The sequence below is a fragment of the Limnochordia bacterium genome (genome assembly GCA_023230925.1).
In the GTDB taxonomy this organism is placed as follows: domain Bacteria; phylum Bacillota; class Limnochordia; order DUMW01; family DUMW01; genus JALNWK01.
In genome coordinates, this window is the sequence record JALNWK010000038.1 from 1 (window position 1) to 22,370 (window position 22,370).

The window sequence follows — 22,370 nt, forward strand, 5'->3', positions numbered from 1 at the left end:
CTTATCTCCTATATTGGAGATTGAGCCTCTCGATCCCTTCTTTTCCCTTCTCTCTCATGGGACCCGCGGTATCCGTCGCGTTCGCGATCACCTACCTGAACCCGTAAATTCTTGACTCATACTAGCCAAGGCTGTTTCTAGATACCGGGCCTCTTGAAATGCACCCTTGTTAATAGGCGCCCGACCATCTATTTCTGTCATGAACACCATTCCTACACAAGCTCTTTACGGGAACTTCCTTGAGCTGAAGGATACCCGAGGAAAATCCGCATGCTGGCCTCATTCAGCAGCTAACCTTTAGCTGTCTCAACCGAACCGCCAAATGCAATCTCCCTACTACGCAAGTTCTGCTTCCACATCACCCATCGTACGGTTCTTCCCACTGTTCTTCGCTTCATACATCTTGCGGTCGGCTAGACTAATGAGCTCCTCTGGTGTCAGTTTAGTCTCCTCCATCGTATGTATACCCAAAGAGACTGTGAGCTGAATCGTCTCCTTCTTCGTTGGAATAGCAGTCTGGACACCGCGTCGGATTCGTTCGGCGACACGGTAGGCCTCATGGGAAGTGGTATTAGTAAGGCAGATCAGAAACTCGTCTCCCCCATACCTTGCAGACCAATCACAGGATCCCCGAATGTTCCTCTTGATTACATCACTTACCTGCTGCAACACGAGATCCCCCACGGCATGCCCATAGGTATCATTAATCTCCTTGAAGTTATCTATATCCATGAAAATCACCGACAAGGGTGATTCATCAATGGTGGCTTGGATAATATCCACCGGTAGGCGATCGCTCACAAACCTGCGGTTATATAAAGAGGTTAGTTGATCGGTGATCACCAAGTGATTGATATCCGAGACGATGTTGCGCATGAGACGTCCATCACTGTAGTTGCCTGTACCAATCATCATGCTGTCCGTAGCGTTTTTCATCAGTTCCAATACCGCAGGTTGTTCCTTTGTCTGGATAGGCAGTGCCGTCACCATGATAATCGCATCAGGACTTTGTTCTAGCTTCATGAAGCTTTTATCGTTGTGATATGCACGCACGGAAATACAGTTCTCACATATGCGCCGATCCTTCCAGTATTCGTAGCAAATCTCTTCTGTCTGGTCAACGGCATTCCCCCGGCATTCCATAACTCGTTTACGGACCGGATCAACGATTCTCACCGCATCGTACATTTTGCTAAAGAAGGTCAAATGGCCTTCCAGCCGATCAAGGGTAATGGGTTCCGACATGGTTGTGCACCTCTTCTATTTTCGACAGATATCCGTCTTTCGTGTGGGTTTCGGCTCTGCTAGCAAAGAGAGAACGGCCGCCATAGTCACCCCAGACTACAGCCTATAAAACCTGCTAGGCCAAGGGTTTCCGTGGGGCTTTGCCTAGGAATAGCTCCGTTTTTGTGCATGTGGTTGTTCGGTTTTCGCATCTCCCTATGCTAATCTTACCCACGATGCACTACCTGCCACCTCATGTCATCGGAGACTCTGGCCACGATTTGACGGTCGCAGATAATAGCTTATCCCAGTATAGCCGTAGCATGCCAACGCTTTGTCAGTTAAGGGCGCTGGCCATACCACCTAGTATTGCGTCTTCGAAGTATTCATCACCAATCAGGATCCAGCTTCTGCCCTTTTTCTCCAAATATATATCCACGATAGAGGTTACCGTGTTGTTATCTTCCTTGCTTAGCAGATCAACGAATAGCTGTACCATTTCATCTTCGGATTCATCTTGTCCTGAAAAGACCGATATCATAACGTGGTCAAGATACTCATCAAGGACCGCAATCATATCAATGTTTGTAATCTCAGTTTTGACAATAGCAGTATCCCCATCCTTGGATGAAGAGAGCACTTTGAAATCAAGATTCTGCACTACCAGCTCCACATACTCACCGTATTCTGTAATGTCATCATCGGGAATGTCTACTACTTTACCAAAATACTTGGTAATAGCCTTCTCATCTAGCTTTTTTATCGCTTGCAGCGCGTTTATAACCGCCTGTTCCGGTGTCTCTTCCTTGCAGCCAGCAAGTAGCAGTATGGCTATTAACATTAGAACACCCACTTGCCAATGTATTGTCCGCATCTGCTACCACCTTTTCCAATTATTGTCTCGTCCTCATCATACCATATGTTCTCCAAGAGGAAAACACCTAAACTTTCTTCTTGAAGCCACTTTGCAAAGCCAAAGCGTTACTGGGTCCAGCGGCCGTGCATCGGTATCTGAATTGCACCACAACTACCCTCTGAACCTGGCTCCTATCTCATCAAAGACGTGAATAACGGATCTGCGTATTTGCAGCATCAGTCTTGCTACCGAACACTTCAGAAAGCCGTCGACATGCTGACCCAGCACAACTCTGGCAACCATGCCAGTAGGGGGTATCGCCGCCAACATCCCGGCTAGTGACATCTACTGGCTACCACGTTCTCAGCCATTCTGGCGCATAGTTCCTAGACATAGAAAAAGGCCGTTAATAAGCGACCTTACCTGTCTTTAGACCGGTCGGGCTAACAGGATTTGAACCTGCGACCTCTCGACCCCCAGTCAATCCGTACAAAAGGCCTGCAAGGCCTGATGAACACAGGGTTTTGCAGGCTTTTACGTAGAAATCACTTGTTTCTTGAAGCCCATCACTACGGCGTTTTTGACAAACTTGGCCCAGGTTTTCGGCCAAATTTGGCCAGTGTAAAAGCGTATGCCTAACACAGCACCGTAAGCGTCAAATTAGGCCCACCTCGCGACCTCTTTGTTCCGATCGGATAATTGGAACCATCATAGCAAAGCAGTCGCGAGGTGGGGTTGTTTGGTGAGTAGACAGGGCCCTTGCGGGTGCCCTGCCCCTCGCAGAACCGTGCTTGCGCAATTAACGCACACGGCTCCCCACAAAGGAGATTCACACACCAGTATAGCAGTCGCAAAACCACCTGTCGTGCTATTCGAGCCAATCCCGTTGTCAATCTTATCCACCTCGGAGTGTGGCGATTGTTACCTTAGCCCGATTCTCCTCCGTGTGGTTGCCTTCTCTCCATGACAATTACGACGCTTCATCGATACTACGCAACCATCCGACTTCCCACCCGTCATTTGCGTCCCTTGCTTGGTTGTCGCTTGTAGACACATACCCTTGCAGGAACAGGCGGGATCTCCCGGGTTGCCACATGTTCGCAATGTCTAGCATGCCGAGCTCTCAGACCCCGGAGTGCTAACCCGAACTCACCTTTTTACGCTCGGGTCAGTGTTGTCTTCTGCGGCGTCAAACGCATCGACCATCCTCGTTAACGTTTTTCGAGGCTCAATCGCTTCAGCTTTCGCTTTCGGCCTGCTAGCTTGTCTTCCTACGCTTAAACAAGACAGTCACCTGCCTTGCTCCAAGGACTGACTACAAGTTGGCTGGTTAGGCCTTGTCTTGACCGGACTCTCACCGGCTAGAACATGTGTCATTTCCCGGCCGCACTGACGCTTACGAACAAGCTTCTTTTTGTTCGGTAAACCTCAAAAACATTGGGATTTGGTTGTAAATACGGAAAATACGTCTTTTCGCAGTGGAGTCATCTTGACCTCCGCAAACAACGCTAGTAAAATTAGTATATAATGCGAAAACTTAGCTGAAAAGAGGCGGTAAGGGATTTATATGCAAAATTATTAAGAAAGGGGAGGCACATAGCCCAATGTTGTCAAGTAGACTGGGAATTGTTGCTGTACTTGTCGTAATGTACCTAATGGTATTGCAGGGAAGTATTGCTCTTTCCTTGGGCTTCTCCCTAGGATGGAGGAAAGAGGAAACCAATGCTAAGGAGTGTTCAAGTCCTGCGGTTCATTCGCTGCGTCAAGCACTCTATCGTAAGCCAATTTGGCTGTTGACAAGAAAGAAAGCAATCCCGGTAAAATAGTGAAAGGAGTAAGACTATGTGGCGGAAGAGGGCACACCTGATTTTAACCCTGCTAGTCTGGGCTGTATTCATCTCCTTCGGTTTGCTCCGGATTCATGATGTGCGTACTACTACTGTTGAGGATAATCTACAAATAGTGGTTGTAGAAGGTAGTTACCCACCTAATGTAGTTGGGGAATTACAGCAAATCCTAGAAAAGCTGCACATTCACGATGCCAAGATTCACAATGTAGCAATCGAGCACCTTATAGTGCGCATATTAGCAGAGACCGACTTACCAGACTTAATTATTGTGCAAGAGAGTCATGCAGCCGCCCTTCTGGGCCAGGCCAAAGAGCTAATCTTGGACCTTACTCCGCTATTTGATGATGCATCTATTGATCCACAGGTGCTACACTGGAACAGCCTTCAATATCCAGCCTACCATGAATATCGACACTATTTTGTCTCTACCTCGTTTAGCGCCGGCGGCACACACATCTATGAGAAAATTGAAAGCAACAATGAGGATAGACCGATCATACGAACCAGAGCCTATCCCCTTGATACGGTTTTAGTGGGAATCTTAGCCTCAACCGATCGGGTCGAAGAGTGCTCCGATATCCTGATGGGTCTAGCGGCCAGTAGGGATAGTACCCCATGGCAAATGTATTGGCAAGGATATCTTGGGCGGATGATTGGTCATCTTATTTACCAGCGCGACCCAGAACGAATCTACTGGTCCTTTTTGCATCAATCATTACAGAACAAGTGGAGCCTTGATATGTGGTGCGATTATTACACTAAAGAGTTAGTGCCCACAATGATGGTGCAAGGGTATCCCAACCTTGGTCGCGTCTATTTCATAGACAGTACTCTCGAATCCTTTCAAAATCCCTGGGACGGACAAGTCTATACAGACGTGCACAAAATACAAGGGTATTTTCCGTTGCAAGATAAAAGGATGGAAAAGGTGTTCAATATATACTTTGAGCTGTACCTAGCTGAACAAGACTGGACCGCACCAGAGGGTCGCCGAACTTCCTTCCCGATTCCCAGACTAATTTATATGGAGCGAGTATCAGAAGGTGAGGTTGTACTTATGGAACTTAAGGATGCGAAGTATATACGCTCGATCTGAATTGAGGGAATTGCTCTACGTATTGTGTAAAACCGTCGCTTGTAGGGCACTCACTGGTCCCTTACATAAGCCTCGCCCAACAAGGAGAAAGGCCCAACAAATACTCTTGTCAGACAGGGGGTTAACGCTCGATGGACACCACCCTTGTCATTGGCTATATCACACTGCTGGGCAGATTTCGGGACTTTCACCCTGTAGAACATGCGCCCGCTGGGCACACAATAAAAAAACCCTTTATAATAAAGGGTTTTGGACTGGTCGGGCTGACAGGATTTGAACCTGCGACCTCTTGACCCCCAGTCAAGCGCGCTAGCCAAGCTGCGCCACAGCCCGACAAGAAATATGATACCACAATTGCTACCAATGCGCAACCGCGTTTTGCCTTGATTCTACGCGCTTTGCTCCGCCGTTAGTTCCAATCCAAACTCCTTATGGATTGCCTGGACCGCATCTAGTGTATACTTCTCGTCAATCAAGCAGGATACCTTGATTTCCGAAGTACTGATCGCCTGGATATTGATCCCCGCATGACAGAGGGCTTGAAACATCTTAGCAGCGACTCCGGGGTTGCTGACCATACCTGCACCAACGATGGATACCTTTGCCACACTTTCATCGAAAAGCACTTCCTTGGCACCAATATCCGACTTGATCCCATTAACAACATCAAGGGTCAGCTCTAGATCAGGTCTGGAAACGGTAAATAGCATGTCGGTCTTATCACCCCGGGTGTGGGTTTGGACAATCATGTCTACGTTCACACCTTGATCTGCCAAGGCCGAAAACAACCGTGCTGCAATTCCCGGCTTATCGTCTAAATCAACAACGACGACTCTTACTGTGTCCCGATCCTGAGTAACCGCAGTAACCAACATTTCTTTCTCCACGTCTGACTCACTCCTCACAAAGGTACCTTCGATCTGCTTGAAAGAAGACCGAACGTGAATAACTACACCATGGGTAGCTGCATACTCCACGGCCCGGGGCTGCAAAACGGCCGCACCTAGGCTTGCCATTTCCAGCATCTCCCCATAGGATACCGCGTGCCACTTACGGGCATGGGGAACAATCCGTGGATCAGCACTATACACACCGTCCACATCAGTATATATCTCACAGACTTTGGCCTTTAACGCAGCAGCCAATGCAACGGCCGTGGTATCCGAACCGCCTCGACCGAGGGTGGTAATATCTCCATCGTAGGTCTTGCCCTGGAAACCAGCCACAATCACAATATTGCCTTCTTCCAGTTCTTGAGAAACCCGCTCGGGGTTAACCTCTACGATCTTCGCTTTGCTAAACATTCTATTTGTATAAATCCCTGCTTGGGGTCCGGTCAGGGATATCGCCGCATGCCCCATCGCCTGCAGAGTTATGGCAAGCATGGAGATGGTTACCTGCTCTCCAGTTGACATCAACATGTCCATTTCTCGTTTAGACGGATTGTTGCTCAGTTTTGCCGCCATGGAAATCAATTCATCTGTCGTATGACCCATCGCGGATACCGTAACTACAACACTATTTCCAGCCAACTTTGTCGCGATAATCCTCCGCGCCACGTTTTGAATCAACTCGGGAGTTGCAACTGAACTACCACCATACTTTTGAACTACAATGTCCATACTTTCCATCCTTCCGCCTCAAATGAACTCTGTTGATGCTAACGCCCCATGCTCGGATATATCGGTGGTTACGCACCGACAGTTTATTCCATGTTTTTCAAAGGCAAGACCCATAGCCTGCTGTACCTCGGCATCACGGTCACCGGTAAAGGCCACCACTGTTGGCCCAGCACCACTAATAGCCGCGCCATAGGCCCCTGCGTTTTTCGCCGCGGCGAAAACATCCTTTAGACCGGGAATCAAGAAGGCCCTGTAGGGTTGGTGTAAGCAATCATCCCACAGTTCTCTTTGGCTGAGAACCTCCAAGTTACCCTGACACATGGCAGCCACCAGTACAGCAACCCTTCCTAAGTTAAACACCGCATCAGACATGGCTACTTCCTTGGGCAATGCCGCCCGGGCCTTTTTGGTACTCAGGGTAAACTCAGGGATCGCCAGACATACCCTTAGTCCTGCTTTTGGTACAACCCGTTGGTAATGCGCCTGTTTTTCCGAGTCCGTAAATACCGTCACTAGCCCGCCAAGCAAAGCCGGAGCCACGTTATCCGGGTGTCCTTCTATGGCGGAGGCCATGGCTACCAGTTCTGCTTCTCCTAAGGTATTGCCACTGAGAGCATTGCCGGCTACCAAACCACCTACAATAGCTGTGGCACTACTGCCCATTCCCCTGGCTAGGGGAATGTTATTCTCAGCAACTACACGTAGCCCCGCCGGTCGGTATCCCACCTTACGGAATACATCATCCATGGTGCGCACAAACAGGTTCCCCTTACCTTTGGCAATGCCCTGAGATTCACCAAAGACCTCAAGGGAGAAGCCCTTTGGTGTTTCCTCAACGGTGAAAACGTTATACAGACCAAGGGCCAGACCAAGACAATCAAAACCTGGTCCTAAATTGGCAGTAGTTGCCGGAACCTTTACGCGTACAGCCATGGGAGCACCTCTTCCATCAACATTCAAATACATATTATATCAGGTTCCACCCGCTAAATAAACCCACAAAAAAGAAGAAGACAACTATCGTCTTCTTCCTTTTGAACTGTCCTTAAGATCAGGTGACTATCGAACGGCGTCCTTTAGTGCCTTTCCGGCCCTAAACACCGGAACCTGGCGCGATTCAATGTCAATCTCTTCCCCTGTCCGAGGATTACGGCCTTTTCGTGCCGCACGTTCCCGTACCTCAAAACTACCAAACCCAACCAACTGCACCTTTTCACCTTTGGCCAGCGCATCAGTAATAGCATTAAACACTGCATCTACGGATCCACTAGCTAGCTTCTTAGTAAGCCCAGTACTCTCTGCAACCCGATCAACTAGTTCTGCTTTTGTCATCTCGCTCACCTCCTTCGCAAATCCGTTGACTCCTTTTCCTTCCACGCTTTCTCTGATAGGTTGTCCACCGCAAAGGGACATTATTAGCTCAAACATGAATAACCATGGAACTCTCCGCTCTTTTGGGCATCTACTGATGTATATTCTACCTGAAAAGCCAATATCCTGCTCAGTTAGTAAGATTTTCCGAGTTTTCCGTGGTTAATAGCCTCTATCCCGGTGTAAAGGTAACCAATTGATCTGGCAGATCTTCCGATGTATACTCTATCCAGGAGGGGATCATGCTCATGCGTGCAACAGTCTTGGACCAGATACCGGTTAAACTAGATTACATTGAAGTACTCCGTCGACTCAAAAGATCACAGACCGATCCAGAAGTGGAATCCATCAAAACGCTGGTAAATGAGGCGAAGGAAATTACCCGACCCAAAGCCTTATATAAAGAGGCATACATTCAGTCCCGAACAGATGACGAGTTGGTTGTAGAGGGCATCACCTTCCACAGTCGTGTGCTTTCGGTTAATCTGCAAAACGCCCATAGATTCATCGCTTATGTAGTAACATGTGGCAAGGAGCTAGAGGAGTGGTCGAAGGGTATTCCTGATCTATTGCTCAACTACTATGCCGAAGCGATCAAGGAAATAGCCTTAAGACAAGCAGTCCAATACCTTAATGAGCATCTTGAAAGGACCTTTCGTTTAGGTAAGACATCCCATATGAGCCCGGGTTCCTTAGAAGACTGGCCCATTAGCCAGCAGAAACCGCTCTTTCAGCTGTTAGGCAATACCGAAGAGAGTATTGGTCTTAAACTAACCGATTCGTTTTTAATGATCCCAGTTAAATCACTATCGGGAATCCGTTTTTCCACCGAGGCAGACTTCGAAAACTGTATGCTCTGCCCCCGGACAGACTGTCCCGGCCGCAGGGTCACTTACGATCCAAAGCTTTATGAAAGTCGCTACAAGTAAGGTTTTCACCCAAGTGCAATACAAGTAAAAAGGACGGAGATGTCTTATCTGCGTCCTTTTCCGCTCTGTTTGGCTTTTGATTTCCCCACTGTCTAGAGGATAATGCAGATCAGGCCTCCACTACCCTCGTTAATGATCTTGCTTAAGGTCTCCTGGAGCTTTTCCTGGGCATGATCGGGCATTCGGTTAAGTTTGCTGGAGATGCCCTCTTGGATAAGTTCTTGCAGGGATTTCCCCAGGAAATCCGAGGACCAGATCTTGCTCGGGTCTGCTTCAAACTCTTCAGATAAATAACGTACCATCTCTTCCCCTTGTTTTTCGGTACCCACAAAGGGAGTAACCTCGGTAACAATACTAGCCCGAATCAAGTGAAAGGAAGGGGCACTGGCCTTAAGGCGCACGCCAAAACGATTACCCTTCTTGATCAGCTCAGGCTCATCAAAGGTAATATCATCAAGCCGGGGACTGACAATGCCATAACCCCTTTCCTTTACCTCGTTGAAGGCGGTGGCAATGATATCGTACTCCTTCTTCGCAGTAGAAAGTTCCTGCATCAGACGGAGTAAATGATGATCGCCCTCTACCGCAAAACCAGTCATCTCCTGCAGAACCTGGTAGAAGAGACTGCCGTCAATGAGCAGATCAATTACCGCCTTTCCTGAACCTAGATCCATAGTCGCCAGTTTGACACTCTGGATGGACTCATACTCCCCAAAGGACTTTACGGCTGCGGTAACATCTCGCAACTTGTGGATGGAGTCCACCGTCTCAAATACCGCTGCGCCAAAACGCTTACTGAGTTTATGATCGGCGGCCAATTCATCCACCCACTGGGGTAAACGGATGGCAATCTCACGTACAGGAAATTCGTATAAGACTCGATGCATTAACTCCATTACGTTTTCCTGGGTCATCCGTAGACAATCAATGGGCACAACAGACACATTGTATTTCTCCTCTAAGGAACGGGCTAGAGCCTTGGTTTCTTCTTTTTCAGGGGTTATTGAATTGAGCACAACCAAGAATGGTTTCCCCAAGTCCTCCAATTCACCGATGACCCGTTCTTCAGCTTGCACATAGCTTTCCCGGGGTATCTCGGTAATTGAACCGTCGGTGGTTACCACCAATCCCAGGGTAGAATGCTCCGCAATAACCTTTCTTGTTCCTAGTTCCGCCGCTTGCTGAAAGGGGATCTCATGCTCAAACCACGGTGTGCGCACCATTCTCGGACCCGATTCCTCTTCATAGCCTCGGGCCGCATCCACCGTGTATCCCACGCAATCCACCAGTCGGACCCTGCATGTAATATTGCTCGCCAGACCGATGTTAATAGCTTCATCGGGCACGAACTTAGGCTCAGTTGTCATGATGGTTCTGCCTGCACCGCTTTGGGGCAGTTCATCGATGGTGCGCTCCTTTTGGTGCACATCCTCTATCTTAGGTAGTACCATCAAATCCATAAATCGCTTAATAAACGTGGACTTACCCGTTCGAACCGGCCCTACCACCCCAATGTAGATACTGCCGCCGGTTCGTTCCGTGATGTCCTGGAAGATATCGAACTTTTCCATCGGTAGGTCCCCTCCTCACCGTCCTAATACCCTTCAATAGCCAGTCAGTGGATATCCTTGACCACATTCAATATATCTATATTAGCTTGGACGGGCAAATATTACCTAGGAAAGAAAAAAGCGCGACCAATGCCGCGCTTTTTGCACCCTACCAATACTTCCTACTTTCTTTGACCAATTTTAAGCTCAGAGCCACCCACCAGCCGCTGGATGTTTGACCTATGGCGGACAGTCGCCATGATCGCCATGATCACACCACCAATAACATACACCCGCTCCATTCCAAACAACAGCATTACCAACGGCAAAGACACCCCAGCCATCAGCGAACCCAAGGAAACATAACGAGTAAAGTATACCACCACAAGCCAAACTAAGGTCAGTGTAATAGCCACCTTCGGGGATATGGCCAGCAAAACACCTAAAGATGTGGCAACACCTTTGCCTCCGTGGAAACGGGCAAAAATGGGCCAATCATGACCAACAACAACCGCGATACCAGCAATAACAATAACTAAGTCACTCTGTTGTAGCAGCTTTGCACCTAGTACAGGTATGAATCCCTTCAAGGCATCAAGTACCAATACAAGAAAACCCAATCTTAAGCCCAGACTACGGGCTACATTTGTCGCACCTACGTTTTTGCTGCCGACTTGGCGCAGATCAATTCCCGTCCTGTACCGGGCAACTAATGGCCCAGTGAGGATATTTCCAATCAGATAGCTACCGACAATAACAACCAATGAGACCATCGTTGCCATGACCCTAACCTCCTACGGTTCCGCCCGCCCCCTAGTTTGTATAATTAACGGTACTCCATGATAGCCATAGGCTTCACGCAGCTGGTTTTCCAGGTACCGAGCGTATGAAAAATGCATTAGTTGCGGATCGTTAACGTGGAACAGAAATTTCGGTGGTTTCACTCCCACTTGAACGGCGTAGTAAATCCTCAGTCGTTTACCCTTCTTGCTCGGAGGCTGTACTCTCTCCACAATCTCATTCAGCAAGTCGTTGAGTCTTCCGGTGGTAATCCTCAGTGAAGCCTGCTCGGTCACATACTCAGCCACTTCCAGTACTTCATGTACCCGTTGGCCGGTCTGTGCCGAAATAAATACCAATGGTGCATAGCTGACAAAGGCAAAGGCTCCACGAATCATATCCTCGAATTCCTTCATAGTCCGGTGATCTTTGATCACCAAATCCCACTTGTTAACGGCTAGAATCAATCCTTTGCCCGCCTCATGAATGTAGCTGGCAATCTTTGCATCCTGATCTGTTGCCGCCTCGGTGGCATCCATAAGCAACACCGCCACATCACAACGGTCAATAGCCCGCAAAGTGCGGATAACTCCATAACGTTCCACAGGCTTATCTACTTTGGAGCGACGCCGCATCCCCGCGGTGTCCACTAGGATAAACCGTCTTCCATCTTTCTCTAATATAATATCTATAGACTCTCTAGTCGTCCCGGCAATGTCACTGACAATGGTCCGCTCCTGCCCCAGCAGCTTATTAACCAGGGATGATTTACCCACGTTGGGCCTGCCCACAATCGCAACACGGATCCCCTCTTCTTCCTCGGCTAGATCCTGTTGCGGCGGGAGCTGCTCCATCATCTGGTCCAATAAATCCCCAATATTCCGGTTGTGCAGGGCAGATACCGGTACCGGATCACCCAATCCAAGACTATAAAACTCCAATGCATCGATTTCCATTTGGACATTATCGACCTTGTTGACCACCACCAGCACTGGTTTTTTCTGCCGGCGTAACAATTCGCCAACTTCCCGATCCAGTTCCTGCAGACCCGCCTGTCCATCAACGGCCATCAACACCAAATCCGCCTCATCAATGGCGATCTGTGCTTGTCTGCGGACACTAGCGGCAAAATCATCTTCGTCCTTAAAGTCAATGCCGCCGGTATCAACGAGGATACAAGTACGGCCAAGCCACGTACAATCATGGTAAAGTCGATCCCGGGTAATACCCGGTTCTGCCTCTACAATCGCAAGTCTCCGTTCGATTAACCGGTTAAACAACGATGATTTTCCTACATTCGGCCGACCTACAATGGCCACGACTGGTTTTCCCATGGGACTTCCTCCTTACCCCTCGGCCAATTCGGTAATAAACTTTGCCATCGCCGGGGCCCCGTTGATCAGTCTTATTTTCACATTTAGTTCCCTTGCCACATCCTCTAGATGCACATCGTCTAGGAATACCAAATCCTGATTCACAGTTACAGCGGGTAGGACCAAATAGTCACCAAGTTCCTTACCCTTCAAAGAGGCAATCAGATCAGCGCCGGTGATCAAACCCGTGGCCGTCACCAACGGACCAAAGAAGTTACTTTTGATCACTTCCACACAAAATTGTAGATTCTCTACACGAGAGAGATCATCAAACATGCTCCGCAGGAAATAGGCACCCATGCTTGCCGTGGCTGCAGTCACGTGTCTAGGACTACGCAAGCCCCCTGGCCAGGAACACTGGGCCAACTCTTCCAGGAAAGATGCTACCATGCCCACTCCGTTTTCCAGTTGGGGATAGTCCTCATACTCCTCGGAACTTGGTACCTCTTGCCGTGCCAGGTAGTAGAATTCATCGGACAACCAAGCGAACCTAGTGCCAAACTCCCCTAGGCACGCCGTCTGAAACTCTGCAAACCAAGCGATTAGTCGCTTAGCCTCATCATGTGTAACAGACCGCAGTGAGGGAAGGGCCGCCCGATGCTTAGTCAGACCCACGGGGACTACTGCTACGGAAAGAACGTTGGGCCAATAGCCCTTCAAGTCCTCCAGGGTTGAGATAAGCACTTGTCCATCATTTTCCTCCGGACACAGCACAACCTGGCAGTGCACCTGAATCTGATGCTCCCTTAACCAATCTAACTGTTCACGAATTTGGGCCCCCTTAGGGTTACCCAGAAGTCTAGCACGGACCTTTGGATCAGTTGCATGGACCGATAGATACAAGGGAGTGAGCCTTTGCTCGGATATCCGTTGCCAATCGCTTTTCGATAGGTTAGTCAAGGTAATGAAGTTTCCGTAGAGAAAGGACAGCCGGTAATCATCGTCTTTCTCTTTTAGCGATGGCCTCATCCCTTTCGGCATTTGATCTTCAAAGCAAAACATACACTGATTGGCACAGGACTTCACCCGGTTAAACAGGACTTGGAAGAAGGTAATACCCAATGGCTCATCTGGCTCTTTCTCCGTTTCGATGATCCAAACCTCACCATCGGGCTTTCCTACGGTCAAAGCAAGGCTAGAGACATCGGAGTAATAGTAGTAATCGACGATATCCCGTAACCTGTGACCGTTAATCGCCACAAGCTCATCATTTGGCTCTAAGCCGAGCTCATCGGCCAAAGAACCCACTGCTACATCTTTTATCTTTGCTACCAAGTTTAAAAGGGTCACCACCATCAGGTATTTGCTAGAAAATTATACCACAAGGTGTATTCAATGGCAAACTACAATGAGCCTCCAAGCCCCTCCTTAACTTGCTTAACGACAGCTACCAAACAAGGAAAAGCACGAATAGTACCCCTCAAGACCATCGGACGGCCAATGCTAATCAGTCTAAGCCTGCGGGATAAGTATCCGCCGATACGCATCTGGTAGTTTACGCACCGTAGTGTATCCACCAGTCTGAGTTTGGCCGCTCCCCCACCTAGGTTATAGCCGCTAACTAAGGCCTTTTCCACAATTTCGGCACCGCCGCCCCGCCCAAGCACATAGACTTCATTGGCAAGTTCATCGGTTCCTATGTAATGCAAGGTGCCTTTATCGTCATTACGGTCAAAAAGAGGAATCTCCATGATTTCTTCTGGTGTTGGCAGTCGATGGGCGGCTAGCTGACCGAGATGAATGGCGGCCGCCACTGGGGATGAGTGGGCGCCTCCGAAACAGCAATAGACAATCTTCACATGTAGCCCTCCCCAAACCTAATGTAAAACGATGAAGTAGGTACCTTCCTCAAGCTCGTGAACCATGCCCCCGGTGACTCGACTAATGTAACGAGCCATCTCTTCCAGGGAAGCCGCGGAACGGGCATGAAAAATGGGGACACTACCACCCACACGTTCGGGGTGCAAGGTGATGATGGCAATGATTTGCTTTGTGACCCGGACGTTTCCTGACATGACTATCCCCCGTTTCTAGTCCACCATTAGCCCAGCCTTGGCATCAAGGGGTTTACGAACTGAAGCTTCAAGTACCGGGACACGCCTAGCCGCTTCAATCATCGCTTCAATACTAGGGCTGGAGGGAATCATGGCTAGACCAATTGCTCCCGTTTGCGCGTCCCGCCGGGGCAGAGGCAAATACTCCGGTTCCCCGATGTCTAAACGCAGACCCAAAACCGCCGATAGATCATGTACAATTGCTTGCATCTGCCCGGGACTTGCTAAGGTGGCCTTGGCATTTGGGTCCTTTGGGGAAATGATCACCCCTTGCCCGTGGGTTAGATATCTTTGCCTGGATTCCTGTAACCCAATGTTCATAATCACGATGTGATCAACTCTTAGTAAGGGCCCATCAAAACTGATTATTCCCGGTTTAATATCGGCTATATCACCGATGTGTTTACCCCGCATGAGTTTATTCAGTGAGTAGGCACTTAGAAGGCCAATGCCAACAGCAACCATAAACCGCCAACCCTCATGCAAGGATGCCGTCGCCATGTAACCAATACTAACCAACAACGCTACGAATATGGCTAAGTAGTTCCGGGCTTCAAACACCCGGGCGATCCCTTCAATGTATGCAGTACCCCGCTGAACGAGCTCTGTTGGTTCTAGGTTCAGCAAAGTCTTTCGTTCCATATCCCGCACTTCCCGAAACTGGGTGGCGGCCAAGGCCAAGAAAGTGGCCGCGGTAAAATCCTGGTTGAGCAAGGCCGGCAGGGCCACAGCACCTAAAAAGGCCGCGATAAACCCCAAGGAAAGATGAATAATGTACCCTTGGGGATAACTTGGATACTGTCTGTAATCAATCCGAAGCATATACAACCTAGCAAGGGTACCCATCAGCGTACCCAAAGGAACACAGATCAGGTAATCCATAGAGCTAATCCCGTCTCTGGCCAAGAAGTGATCCCGCATCCTCAACTACGGCACTGAAGTCCCCCCGGAAAATTTGGCTGACCTTTCCTTTAAACTCCTCCATCGAACCGGAGTTCAAGGCCGTAAAGGCAACAATCGCCACCACCATTAAGAGGAACAGAAAAACTGCGGTGGCCAACGCTGCACTGCCCATCCGGCGAAGCACACTGGGTTGGGTCCCCATCCCAATCCCCGCCGCCACCGGAATCACCTCGGAAAAGAACTTCGCGGCATTCTGCGCCCTTTCCAGGGAAATGGTGTGGGTACCCATTTCCAGAAGAATGGCCTTTGGACCCAGATCCTGGTTGTAATTACCCTGGGCCATGAAGATACCTTCGATAATCCCCGGATACTTATCATCAGCTACTGCCTTAATCCTTTTGGCGTATTCTAGGTTAGTAGCCATGTTGGGATTCTGCCTTCCCACAACGATCCTGACCTTACTGGCCGGCATACCTTCAACTTCCGTGGCGTAAAATTCAGGGGGAAGAGCATCCCGGTGCACATCAATCAGGGTTGAAGGAGCGGATTTCATCAACTGCATCGCGGTCCGCCGGGAACGCATATAGGCTCCGCCGTCATGGGGATTGTGATTATTCTGGGACCAAAGTGCTTTATAGCCCATGCTTTGAAACTCATCACGAAAGGTCCTACCCACTTCGTAGATATCCCCCACGTCCTTTGACTCAATTCCGCTAGTGGGCACAAAGGATTCATCACTATGGGTATGGTAGAGGGCGATGGGACCACTAGTTCCCATATTGACCGCCCAACGTCCTGAAAGTGCGGCAAAGACATCCTGAAAAAAAGTGGTTCCACCAATACTGGTCAGGGAGCCAACATCGGGTAACTCCACTGTCTCAATATATTTACAGTGAACTACATCCTCACCTACATCAATGACCTCATACATGCGGTTGTCTGCGGCAATATACTGGTCGCCTTTGCCCAAAAGGCGCGCTGTCAAGGTGAGGGCGTCGCCTGCTTGGTCAACCATCTGCCAATAGTGATCCGTAAGCTCAAAGCATTCGTCCTTCGGGGGCGAAAAGGCCACCGCCCAGTTCACGCAAAACAGCAAAGGAAATGAGACGATTACTGCAATAAGCCTACTCATCAGCTTCATCCTCCTTGGAAACTTCCCGTTCAAACTCCTCATTCCGCAACTGCAGTGGAGTATCCGGTCGTTGTTTTGGGCCACCCTGGAGGCGCTCTCTGACCTCACCCACAACCTCGGCCAATCCCACCGCGATTAACCCGGCAAGAACAGTGGCATCGAATACTCCGGCACCACCAATGGCTACCGTCGCCGGAATGCCCTCGACCACCGCCCGGATCAGGTGGATCACATCAAGGGTCACAATCCCCAGGGTGCCCGCAATGAAAGCAGAACGTCTTGAACGGCCAGCAAGATATCCCGAAACACCGGCCACGATACCAAAAAGCCAGATGGGATCAATGAATACTTCCTGGGGCGGATTAAAATCCGTGATGTTGTTGACAACCACCAGCACAATTGCTGTGACCGCCGTGGCAATGAGTGCCCGCACCCACTCAACCCGTTCATCGGCTGTGACGAGTAAGTACACAGCCACAATCAGGGGAATTAGGGCACCACCCACGTTAAGGCTCACCTGTAACCGGTCTTTGAAAAGCGGGAGATCGATGAAGCTAGCAACCACCATTAAACCGATGATAATCAAGGCTTGTCGGTCATCTAGACGCATGCGATCAAGTACCCTATGCAACAATCCAAAGTATATCAGGACTGCCACAATAAACAGAAGTATTAGCCCAATGGCCAAGGCCATCACATCCCTCGCGTTGCTTTTCTACCCCTTAGAATATCCTTGGTATTTCGGGATTATACAGCCAGGACTTGGTCAATGTCATAAATGCCTATTCCGAGCCTAGTAGTGGAGAAACTCCACACATTCACGGGAACCCAACTTTACTACCTGCATGCACCCCAACCGTCCGATGCTGCTGCCTAATCAACACCATGGGGCAGATCCAATCTCGCATACAAGAGGCCACGGACCATAAGGACTAGGCCGGCATTCATTTCCCTTGATACTTGCACTCCTTCCTAGCTTTAGGTATAATTTTCATACTCACACATTGAAAGGGATGTGGTAACATGAGTTTCCCTTCGTTAGGCTGCAGGCACCGGCTTGCTTGGGAGGGGGACACCTTAAGCACCAGTAACTCCGCGGTTTAGGTCCTGGCATCCCCACGTAAGCCTGCAGTTACCTTTCCCACCGCATTATAGTATAGTTTGGTAACAGCACACTAACACTAATCTCTGGATTCATGTTAAGGAGAGTGACAAAACTGAAACTAAAGTTTAGCGTCAAAGCGAGCAGTGCCAATCCCACCAAGACCATCGTTAGCGCACGAAACTTCCAGATCATTGTTGATGAGCCCAAAAATCAAGGCGGCACAGACGATGGGGCCACCCCCGTTGAATATGTCCTAGCTGCTTTGGCTGGATGCCTAAATGTCGTCGGTCATGTCGTTGCCAAGGAAATGGACATGCCCCTTACTGGGATAGACTTCGAGTTGGAAGGGGATCTAAACCCAGCAAAATTCATGGGCAAGTCCGCTAAGGAACGAGCTGGTTACCAAGAGATTAGGGTTAAGATGACTCCCCAAACAACCGCCGATACCAAGACCATAGAAGAATGGCTGAAAACTGTGGAGGCAAGATGTCCAGTTAGCGACAATCTCGTGAACCCAACGCCGGTAAAGATCACCATCGGTTAAGGGACCACTTTGATCAAGCGTTCCTCCCGCCAAGCGTGGGTGCATAGCCAAACCTTACTTACGCCTCCGATAGACCGCGTTTTGTAGGTACATGATCAACCCAGACAGTTCATCCAAAACCGATGGACTGTCTGGAACCTCATGAATAGCCTACCGACCAGCAAAATACCGAAGGTAGGTACCTGTCCGCAGATATAGATTACCTCATCTGCTTTCCCGGTAGTCTGTGAGACAAGCCTGAGAACAAGACATGACGGTTATCAGGCAGACTATGAATCGTAGCTCCATTAGGAAGGGCATATTCGGCAGGGAACTCCCTCCACCGATTGCAGATTGCCGAAGCCTTAGATGTTTGGTTAAAACACATAAGAGTTGCATGACCACTAACAATTATGCTGCAGTTGCAGATTACCTTCAGGTCGGTGCTCTGTTTTGTAAAGACCAACCAAAGGACAACCTGTTAGTAACAAGTTTAAAAAGGGGCAATGTGCTTCGCGCACATAGCCCCTCACCCTTACAGACCTAGCTTTATTCCTCAGACTGGTTAAACAGACTACTCAGATCGCCAACCACATCGCCAATCTTCACATTACCGTTATCGGTCTGCTCTTGATAGATCTCTTCCTGTTGTTTCTTGGTGTTTTCCTGGGCATCCCGCAAGCTTAGCCCAATCCGGTGAGCACCTTCATCGATATTCAGGATTTTTACCTTCACCTTTTCACCGGTGGTGACTACATCTTCTGGCCTAGTCACATGATAGTCTGCAAGCTGGGAAATATGCACCAAGCCTTCAACTCCATCCTCAAGCTGGACAAAAGCACCAAAATCCACGATCCGAGTGATCTCACCTTGCACAATCTGATCAACACTGTAGCGACCACCAATGTTCGTCCAAGGATCGGGCTTGGTCTGCTTCAGTCCCAAAGAGATCCGCTCCCTCTCCGGTTCTAGCTTCAAGATCATCACGTCAATGGTGTCGTCTACGGCAACAACATCCTTTGGATGTCGGACTCGACCCCAGGACATTTCCGATACATGAAGGAGACCTTCCACACCGTTGCCAATATCCACAAAGGCACCGAAATCAGTGAGTCGTCGTACCACGCCCTGTACGATATCACCCTCATTAAGTTCTTCGTAGATCGTTTCCTTCGCCTTCTCATACTCCTCTTCCAGTACTTGTTTGCGAGAAAGTACAACGTTATTCTTGGCCCGGTCCAGTTCGATGACCTTCAACGTGAATTTCGCGTTCTCTTTCACGTACTTATCGAGATCATCCACATAGCCCATATCTACATGGGAAGCCGGGATAAAACCACGTACACCAACATCCACCAGCAGACCGCCTTTTACCCGCTCCTTTACCACGGCCTCAATGGTTTGCCCCGTTTCATAGGCATCTTGGAGTTTAGACCAGGCCAATTCCCGATCAGCCCGGCGCTTGGATAGGATTACTGTATCATCCTCGACCTTCGCCACATAAACGTGGATTTGATCCCCTTTCTCCAGTTTGCCAGGTCCCACTTCCTTGGTTGGAATCGTCCCCTCGAATTTGTAACTGATGTCCACCATAACCTCATCGGGGCCGACCTCTTCAACCCGACCTTCAATGATCTCCCCAGCTTGGAGATCAACAAAACTGCTCTCATAGTCGGCTAGTTGTTGCTCAACCGGTGCCTCTTGTTTCTCCTCTTGGGGAGCTTCAGTGGTCTCTTCCTGTTTCTCTGTTTCCTCAACTTGCGCATTCTCTTCCTGCAATGTGTCCAGTTCCTTGTTTAGTTCACTCATTCTGTCTAGTACCCCCTCAATTATCCACGAAGGCGTTGAAGCACCTGCGGTTATTCCCACTTTGTCCACATTCTCAAACCAACCGGATTCGATCTCTTCGGCGATTTCAATGTGGTAAACCACGGTGTTCACATCCTTGCAGATTTCCACCAATCGTCTTGTATTTGCACTATTTCGTCCACCGACCACCAGCATTACATCCACTTGCTGAGCTAAACTTAGTGCGGCGGCCTGTCTTTCACTTGTGGCAGTGCAGATTGTATTGTAAACCCTTACTTCCTGGGACCTTTTTAACAACTCAGCCACACACGCCTGTAGGTTTTGTAAGGTTTGGGTCGTCTGAGCTAAGATACCCACATGCCTGTGCACTTCCATTTTCCCTACATCCCCGGGTTCCTTGACGATCGTAGCCTGGTTCTTCGTTGCCCCGTTAATCGCTATGACCTCAGGGTGATCAGGATCACCTACAATCACCACCTGGTATCTCTCTGTTGAAAGCGTGTCGGCAAGTCTAATCGCCCGCCGTACAAAAGGACAGGTGGCATCGATAACCGCTAATCCCTTGTCCTTGGCTTGCTCAATGAGGTTAGGCGCAACACCATGGCACCGGATAATCAAAGTTCCTTCCGAAACATGATCAAGATCCATTACAGTAGTTACACCGAGTTTCTCAAGCATTTCAATAGCTTGGGGATTGTGGATTAACGGTCCCAGGACACTGATTGGTCCAGCATGATTAGTGCTGGCGGCCTCTTGGGTTAATTCAAAGGCTCTTTTTACCCCAAAGCAAAACCCGGCTTTCTCTGCTAGCAGGATCTCCATCAGTTACTTCCCTCCTTTACGGTTACTCTTTTGACTAGGCTCATTCCACGGTAATCACCGTTCTTCCAACAAATTTTCGATGTTTTCCATCACCTTTGTTGTCAATTCCATTACATTATCCTTATGAAGCTTGGTCTCTTTTTCAACAGGGATCACTGTACCGATCTTCAGGGTGACGCGACTAAACCGGAAGAAATGCCTCTTGCTCAGCACCTTTTCGGTGCCAACAACAGCAACGGGCAGAATATTCGCCCCGGTTTTTAGAGCCAAAGCAGCTGCGCCACTTTGTCCCGGTAGCCTTTCCCCCTCTTCCGCCCGGGTACCTTCGGGAAAAATGCCTAAGACCTTCTCCTCTTGGAGAACCTGCAAAGCACGTCCCAAGGCTTTTCTATCTGCCCCACCCCGTTGCACAGGAAAAGCACCTAGTCCTCGGATAAGAGCCCCCAAAACTGGAATCGTGAATAACTCGGCCTTGGCCATAAAGTAGACCCTTCTGGGCATGCCCGCACCAATAACGGCGGGATCAAGATAACTAACATGATTCCCAGCCACAACCAACCGGCCGTCCTTAGGCACGTTTTCCTGTCCTTCAATTCTAAACCAGAAGAATATTTTCAAAATGACCCAGGCAATCCACTTGACTATTCCGTACAGCAAGATATAAATCTCCTCTTACACAAATCTACAATCATATTCACCACATCAGATATATCAAGTTCCGTGGAGTCCAAAACAAAGGCATCGGACGCTTTCTTTAAAGGCGCTAACGCTCGTTTCGTATCCTGCTCATCCCGGTGGGCAATCTCCGATGAAATATCTTCCCATTTCACCTCAAAGCCTCGAGCCCGTAGCTCCTCAAATCTTCGTCTCGTCCGTTCAGCAAGACTTGCCGTAAGAAACACCTTAACGTCGGCATCGGGTAATACAACAGTACCGATATCCCGACCATCCATAACCACACCCTTGTTTTTTGCCAATGCACGTTGCCACAGAACCATCTGTTCTCTAACCTCGGGTAATACAGAAACATCCGATGCTAGGGCACCAATTGTAGAACTACGGATTTTTTCAGATACGTCAACACCATCTAAGTATACTTGATCGCCTTTAAGGTCGATGGAGGTCGTTTGAAGAAGAGCATAAATATCTGAAGGATTAAACAAACTGCATCCACTCTCTTGAGCTTTTAACGCAAAAGCCCGATACATCGCACCTGTATTGATATATTGGTAACCCAATCGTTCGGCTACTAATCTGGCCACCGTGCTTTTTCCTGCTCCGGCTGGACCATCAATCGCTATCGACAACTTTTCAACCATTACTCGCAACCTTTTTCCGTTTATCACGATTTTGTGTACTGGCCTCAAGTAG

General features: G+C 49.0%; 21 protein-coding genes and 1 tRNA gene. 4 read left to right on the top strand and 18 right to left on the bottom strand.

All coding sequences use genetic code 11. The features are described 5' to 3' along the window. Window positions 1-336: 336 nt before the first annotated feature. Together M0Q40_09140 and M0Q40_09145 are read right to left on the bottom strand one after the other, a co-directional pair. Window positions 337-1,245 carry a GGDEF domain-containing protein gene (locus M0Q40_09140; GenBank protein MCK9222765.1) on the bottom strand — a complete coding sequence of 303 codons (909 nt, stop codon included), beginning with the start codon at window positions 1,243-1,245 and terminating at the stop codon, window positions 337-339. 316 nt (window positions 1,246-1,561) lie between these two features. Further along, the gene (locus M0Q40_09145) at window positions 1,562-2,098 is read right to left on the bottom strand and encodes a hypothetical protein (GenBank protein ID MCK9222766.1); all 537 of its coding nucleotides are present in this window, start codon (window positions 2,096-2,098) and stop codon (window positions 1,562-1,564) included. A gap of 1,589 nt (window positions 2,099-3,687) precedes the next feature. Here M0Q40_09145 and M0Q40_09150 point away from each other — a divergent pair. Continuing rightward, on the top strand, window positions 3,688-3,906 hold the full coding sequence (locus tag M0Q40_09150; GenBank protein ID MCK9222767.1) for a hypothetical protein: 219 nt from the start codon (window positions 3,688-3,690) through the stop codon (window positions 3,904-3,906). A gap of 16 nt (window positions 3,907-3,922) precedes the next feature. Continuing rightward, window positions 3,923-5,026 carry a hypothetical protein gene (locus M0Q40_09155; protein MCK9222768.1) on the top strand — a complete coding sequence of 368 codons (1,104 nt, stop codon included), beginning with the start codon at window positions 3,923-3,925 and terminating at the stop codon, window positions 5,024-5,026. A 255-nt stretch (window positions 5,027-5,281) separates the two neighbouring features. On the opposite strand, the gene M0Q40_09160 is transcribed toward M0Q40_09155, so the two are convergent. The 4 genes from M0Q40_09160 to M0Q40_09175 all read right to left on the bottom strand — a co-directional run bounded on the left by M0Q40_09160 (window position 5,282) and on the right by M0Q40_09175 (window position 7,980). Continuing rightward, a tRNA-Pro gene (locus tag M0Q40_09160) sits at window positions 5,282-5,359 on the bottom strand. A gap of 56 nt (window positions 5,360-5,415) precedes the next feature. Beyond that, window positions 5,416-6,648, bottom strand: coding sequence for an aspartate kinase (locus M0Q40_09165; protein ID MCK9222769.1), 1,233 nt, complete (start codon window positions 6,646-6,648; stop codon window positions 5,416-5,418). Window positions 6,649-6,666: 18 nt separating this feature from the next. Further along, window positions 6,667-7,581 (bottom strand): homoserine kinase, encoded by a 915-nt coding sequence (thrB, locus tag M0Q40_09170; protein MCK9222770.1) that lies wholly within the window; start codon window positions 7,579-7,581, stop codon window positions 6,667-6,669. Window positions 7,582-7,707: 126 nt separating this feature from the next. Beyond that, window positions 7,708-7,980 carry an HU family DNA-binding protein gene (locus M0Q40_09175; GenBank protein ID MCK9222771.1) on the bottom strand — a complete coding sequence of 91 codons (273 nt, stop codon included), beginning with the start codon at window positions 7,978-7,980 and terminating at the stop codon, window positions 7,708-7,710. Window positions 7,981-8,267: 287 nt separating this feature from the next. Here M0Q40_09175 and M0Q40_09180 point away from each other — a divergent pair, with 287 nt between their 5' ends. Then, window positions 8,268-8,948, top strand: coding sequence for a vitamin B12 dependent methionine synthase (locus tag M0Q40_09180; GenBank protein ID MCK9222772.1), 681 nt, complete (start codon window positions 8,268-8,270; stop codon window positions 8,946-8,948). A gap of 92 nt (window positions 8,949-9,040) precedes the next feature. Here M0Q40_09180 and spoIVA read toward each other — a convergent pair whose 3' ends face one another. The 9 genes from spoIVA to M0Q40_09225 form a co-directional block, all read right to left on the bottom strand. After that, entirely contained in the window at window positions 9,041-10,519 is a 1,479-nt protein-coding gene (gene spoIVA / locus M0Q40_09185) for a stage IV sporulation protein A (protein ID MCK9222773.1), read from the bottom strand. Between the two features lie 161 nt (window positions 10,520-10,680). Then, window positions 10,681-11,280 (bottom strand): glycerol-3-phosphate 1-O-acyltransferase PlsY, encoded by a 600-nt coding sequence (gene plsY / locus M0Q40_09190; GenBank protein MCK9222774.1) that lies wholly within the window; start codon window positions 11,278-11,280, stop codon window positions 10,681-10,683. 12 nt (window positions 11,281-11,292) lie between these two features. After that, on the bottom strand, window positions 11,293-12,612 hold the full coding sequence (der, locus tag M0Q40_09195; GenBank protein MCK9222775.1) for a ribosome biogenesis GTPase Der: 1,320 nt from the start codon (window positions 12,610-12,612) through the stop codon (window positions 11,293-11,295). 12 nt (window positions 12,613-12,624) lie between these two features. Continuing rightward, window positions 12,625-13,926, bottom strand: a complete 1,302-nt coding sequence (locus M0Q40_09200) for a DUF512 domain-containing protein (GenBank protein MCK9222776.1) — start codon at window positions 13,924-13,926, stop codon at window positions 12,625-12,627. A gap of 68 nt (window positions 13,927-13,994) precedes the next feature. Next, window positions 13,995-14,450: a DUF3189 family protein gene (locus M0Q40_09205; protein MCK9222777.1), complete on the bottom strand. Its 456-nt coding sequence runs from the start codon at window positions 14,448-14,450 to the stop codon at window positions 13,995-13,997. 18 nt (window positions 14,451-14,468) lie between these two features. After that, window positions 14,469-14,666 (bottom strand): hypothetical protein, encoded by a 198-nt coding sequence (locus M0Q40_09210; protein MCK9222778.1) that lies wholly within the window; start codon window positions 14,664-14,666, stop codon window positions 14,469-14,471. Window positions 14,667-14,681: 15 nt separating this feature from the next. Continuing rightward, window positions 14,682-15,611 (bottom strand): YIEGIA family protein, encoded by a 930-nt coding sequence (locus M0Q40_09215; protein MCK9222779.1) that lies wholly within the window; start codon window positions 15,609-15,611, stop codon window positions 14,682-14,684. Beyond that, complete coding sequence (locus tag M0Q40_09220) at window positions 15,592-16,740, bottom strand: stage II sporulation protein P (protein ID MCK9222780.1); 1,149 nt, start codon at window positions 16,738-16,740, stop codon at window positions 15,592-15,594. The genes M0Q40_09215 and M0Q40_09220 overlap by 20 nt, the downstream gene beginning before the upstream one ends. Further along, window positions 16,733-17,434 (bottom strand): DUF1614 domain-containing protein, encoded by a 702-nt coding sequence (locus tag M0Q40_09225; GenBank protein ID MCK9222781.1) that lies wholly within the window; start codon window positions 17,432-17,434, stop codon window positions 16,733-16,735. The genes M0Q40_09220 and M0Q40_09225 overlap by 8 nt, the downstream gene beginning before the upstream one ends. A 523-nt stretch (window positions 17,435-17,957) precedes the next feature. Here M0Q40_09225 and M0Q40_09230 point away from each other — a divergent pair. Next, on the top strand, window positions 17,958-18,389 hold the full coding sequence (locus M0Q40_09230) for an OsmC family protein (protein MCK9222782.1): 432 nt from the start codon (window positions 17,958-17,960) through the stop codon (window positions 18,387-18,389). 528 nt (window positions 18,390-18,917) lie between these two features. Here M0Q40_09230 and M0Q40_09235 read toward each other — a convergent pair. From M0Q40_09235 to cmk, 3 genes are read right to left on the bottom strand one after another with little or no spacing between them, the layout of a single operon-like run. Next, window positions 18,918-20,999 carry a bifunctional 4-hydroxy-3-methylbut-2-enyl diphosphate reductase/30S ribosomal protein S1 gene (locus M0Q40_09235; protein ID MCK9222783.1) on the bottom strand — a complete coding sequence of 694 codons (2,082 nt, stop codon included), beginning with the start codon at window positions 20,997-20,999 and terminating at the stop codon, window positions 18,918-18,920. Window positions 21,000-21,053: 54 nt separating this feature from the next. Continuing rightward, entirely contained in the window at window positions 21,054-21,656 is a 603-nt protein-coding gene (locus M0Q40_09240) for a 1-acyl-sn-glycerol-3-phosphate acyltransferase (GenBank protein ID MCK9222784.1), read from the bottom strand. Next, complete coding sequence (gene cmk / locus M0Q40_09245) at window positions 21,641-22,318, bottom strand: (d)CMP kinase (GenBank protein ID MCK9222785.1); 678 nt, start codon at window positions 22,316-22,318, stop codon at window positions 21,641-21,643. The genes M0Q40_09240 and cmk overlap by 16 nt, the downstream gene beginning before the upstream one ends. Window positions 22,319-22,370: the final 52 nt, after the last annotated feature.

Coding starts and splice junctions, on each gene's coding strand:
- M0Q40_09140 (MCK9222765.1), bottom strand. CDS start 1,245: ATGTCGGAACCCATTACCCTTGATCGGCTGGAAGGCCATTTGACCTTC.
- M0Q40_09145 (MCK9222766.1), bottom strand. CDS start 2,098: ATGCGGACAATACATTGGCAAGTGGGTGTTCTAATGTTAATAGCCATA.
- M0Q40_09155 (MCK9222768.1), top strand. CDS start 3,923: ATGTGGCGGAAGAGGGCACACCTGATTTTAACCCTGCTAGTCTGGGCT.
- M0Q40_09165 (MCK9222769.1), bottom strand. CDS start 6,648: ATGGACATTGTAGTTCAAAAGTATGGTGGTAGTTCAGTTGCAACTCCC.
- thrB (MCK9222770.1), bottom strand. CDS start 7,581: ATGGCTGTACGCGTAAAGGTTCCGGCAACTACTGCCAATTTAGGACCA.
- M0Q40_09175 (MCK9222771.1), bottom strand. CDS start 7,980: ATGACAAAAGCAGAACTAGTTGATCGGGTTGCAGAGAGTACTGGGCTT.
- M0Q40_09180 (MCK9222772.1), top strand. CDS start 8,268: ATGCGTGCAACAGTCTTGGACCAGATACCGGTTAAACTAGATTACATT.
- spoIVA (MCK9222773.1), bottom strand. CDS start 10,519: ATGGAAAAGTTCGATATCTTCCAGGACATCACGGAACGAACCGGCGGC.
- plsY (MCK9222774.1), bottom strand. CDS start 11,280: ATGGCAACGATGGTCTCATTGGTTGTTATTGTCGGTAGCTATCTGATT.
- der (MCK9222775.1), bottom strand. CDS start 12,612: ATGGGAAAACCAGTCGTGGCCATTGTAGGTCGGCCGAATGTAGGAAAA.
- M0Q40_09210 (MCK9222778.1), bottom strand. CDS start 14,666: ATGTCAGGAAACGTCCGGGTCACAAAGCAAATCATTGCCATCATCACC.
- M0Q40_09220 (MCK9222780.1), bottom strand. CDS start 16,740: ATGAGTAGGCTTATTGCAGTAATCGTCTCATTTCCTTTGCTGTTTTGC.
- M0Q40_09225 (MCK9222781.1), bottom strand. CDS start 17,434: ATGGCCTTGGCCATTGGGCTAATACTTCTGTTTATTGTGGCAGTCCTG.
- M0Q40_09235 (MCK9222783.1), bottom strand. CDS start 20,999: ATGGAGATCCTGCTAGCAGAGAAAGCCGGGTTTTGCTTTGGGGTAAAA.
- cmk (MCK9222785.1), bottom strand. CDS start 22,318: ATGGTTGAAAAGTTGTCGATAGCGATTGATGGTCCAGCCGGAGCAGGA.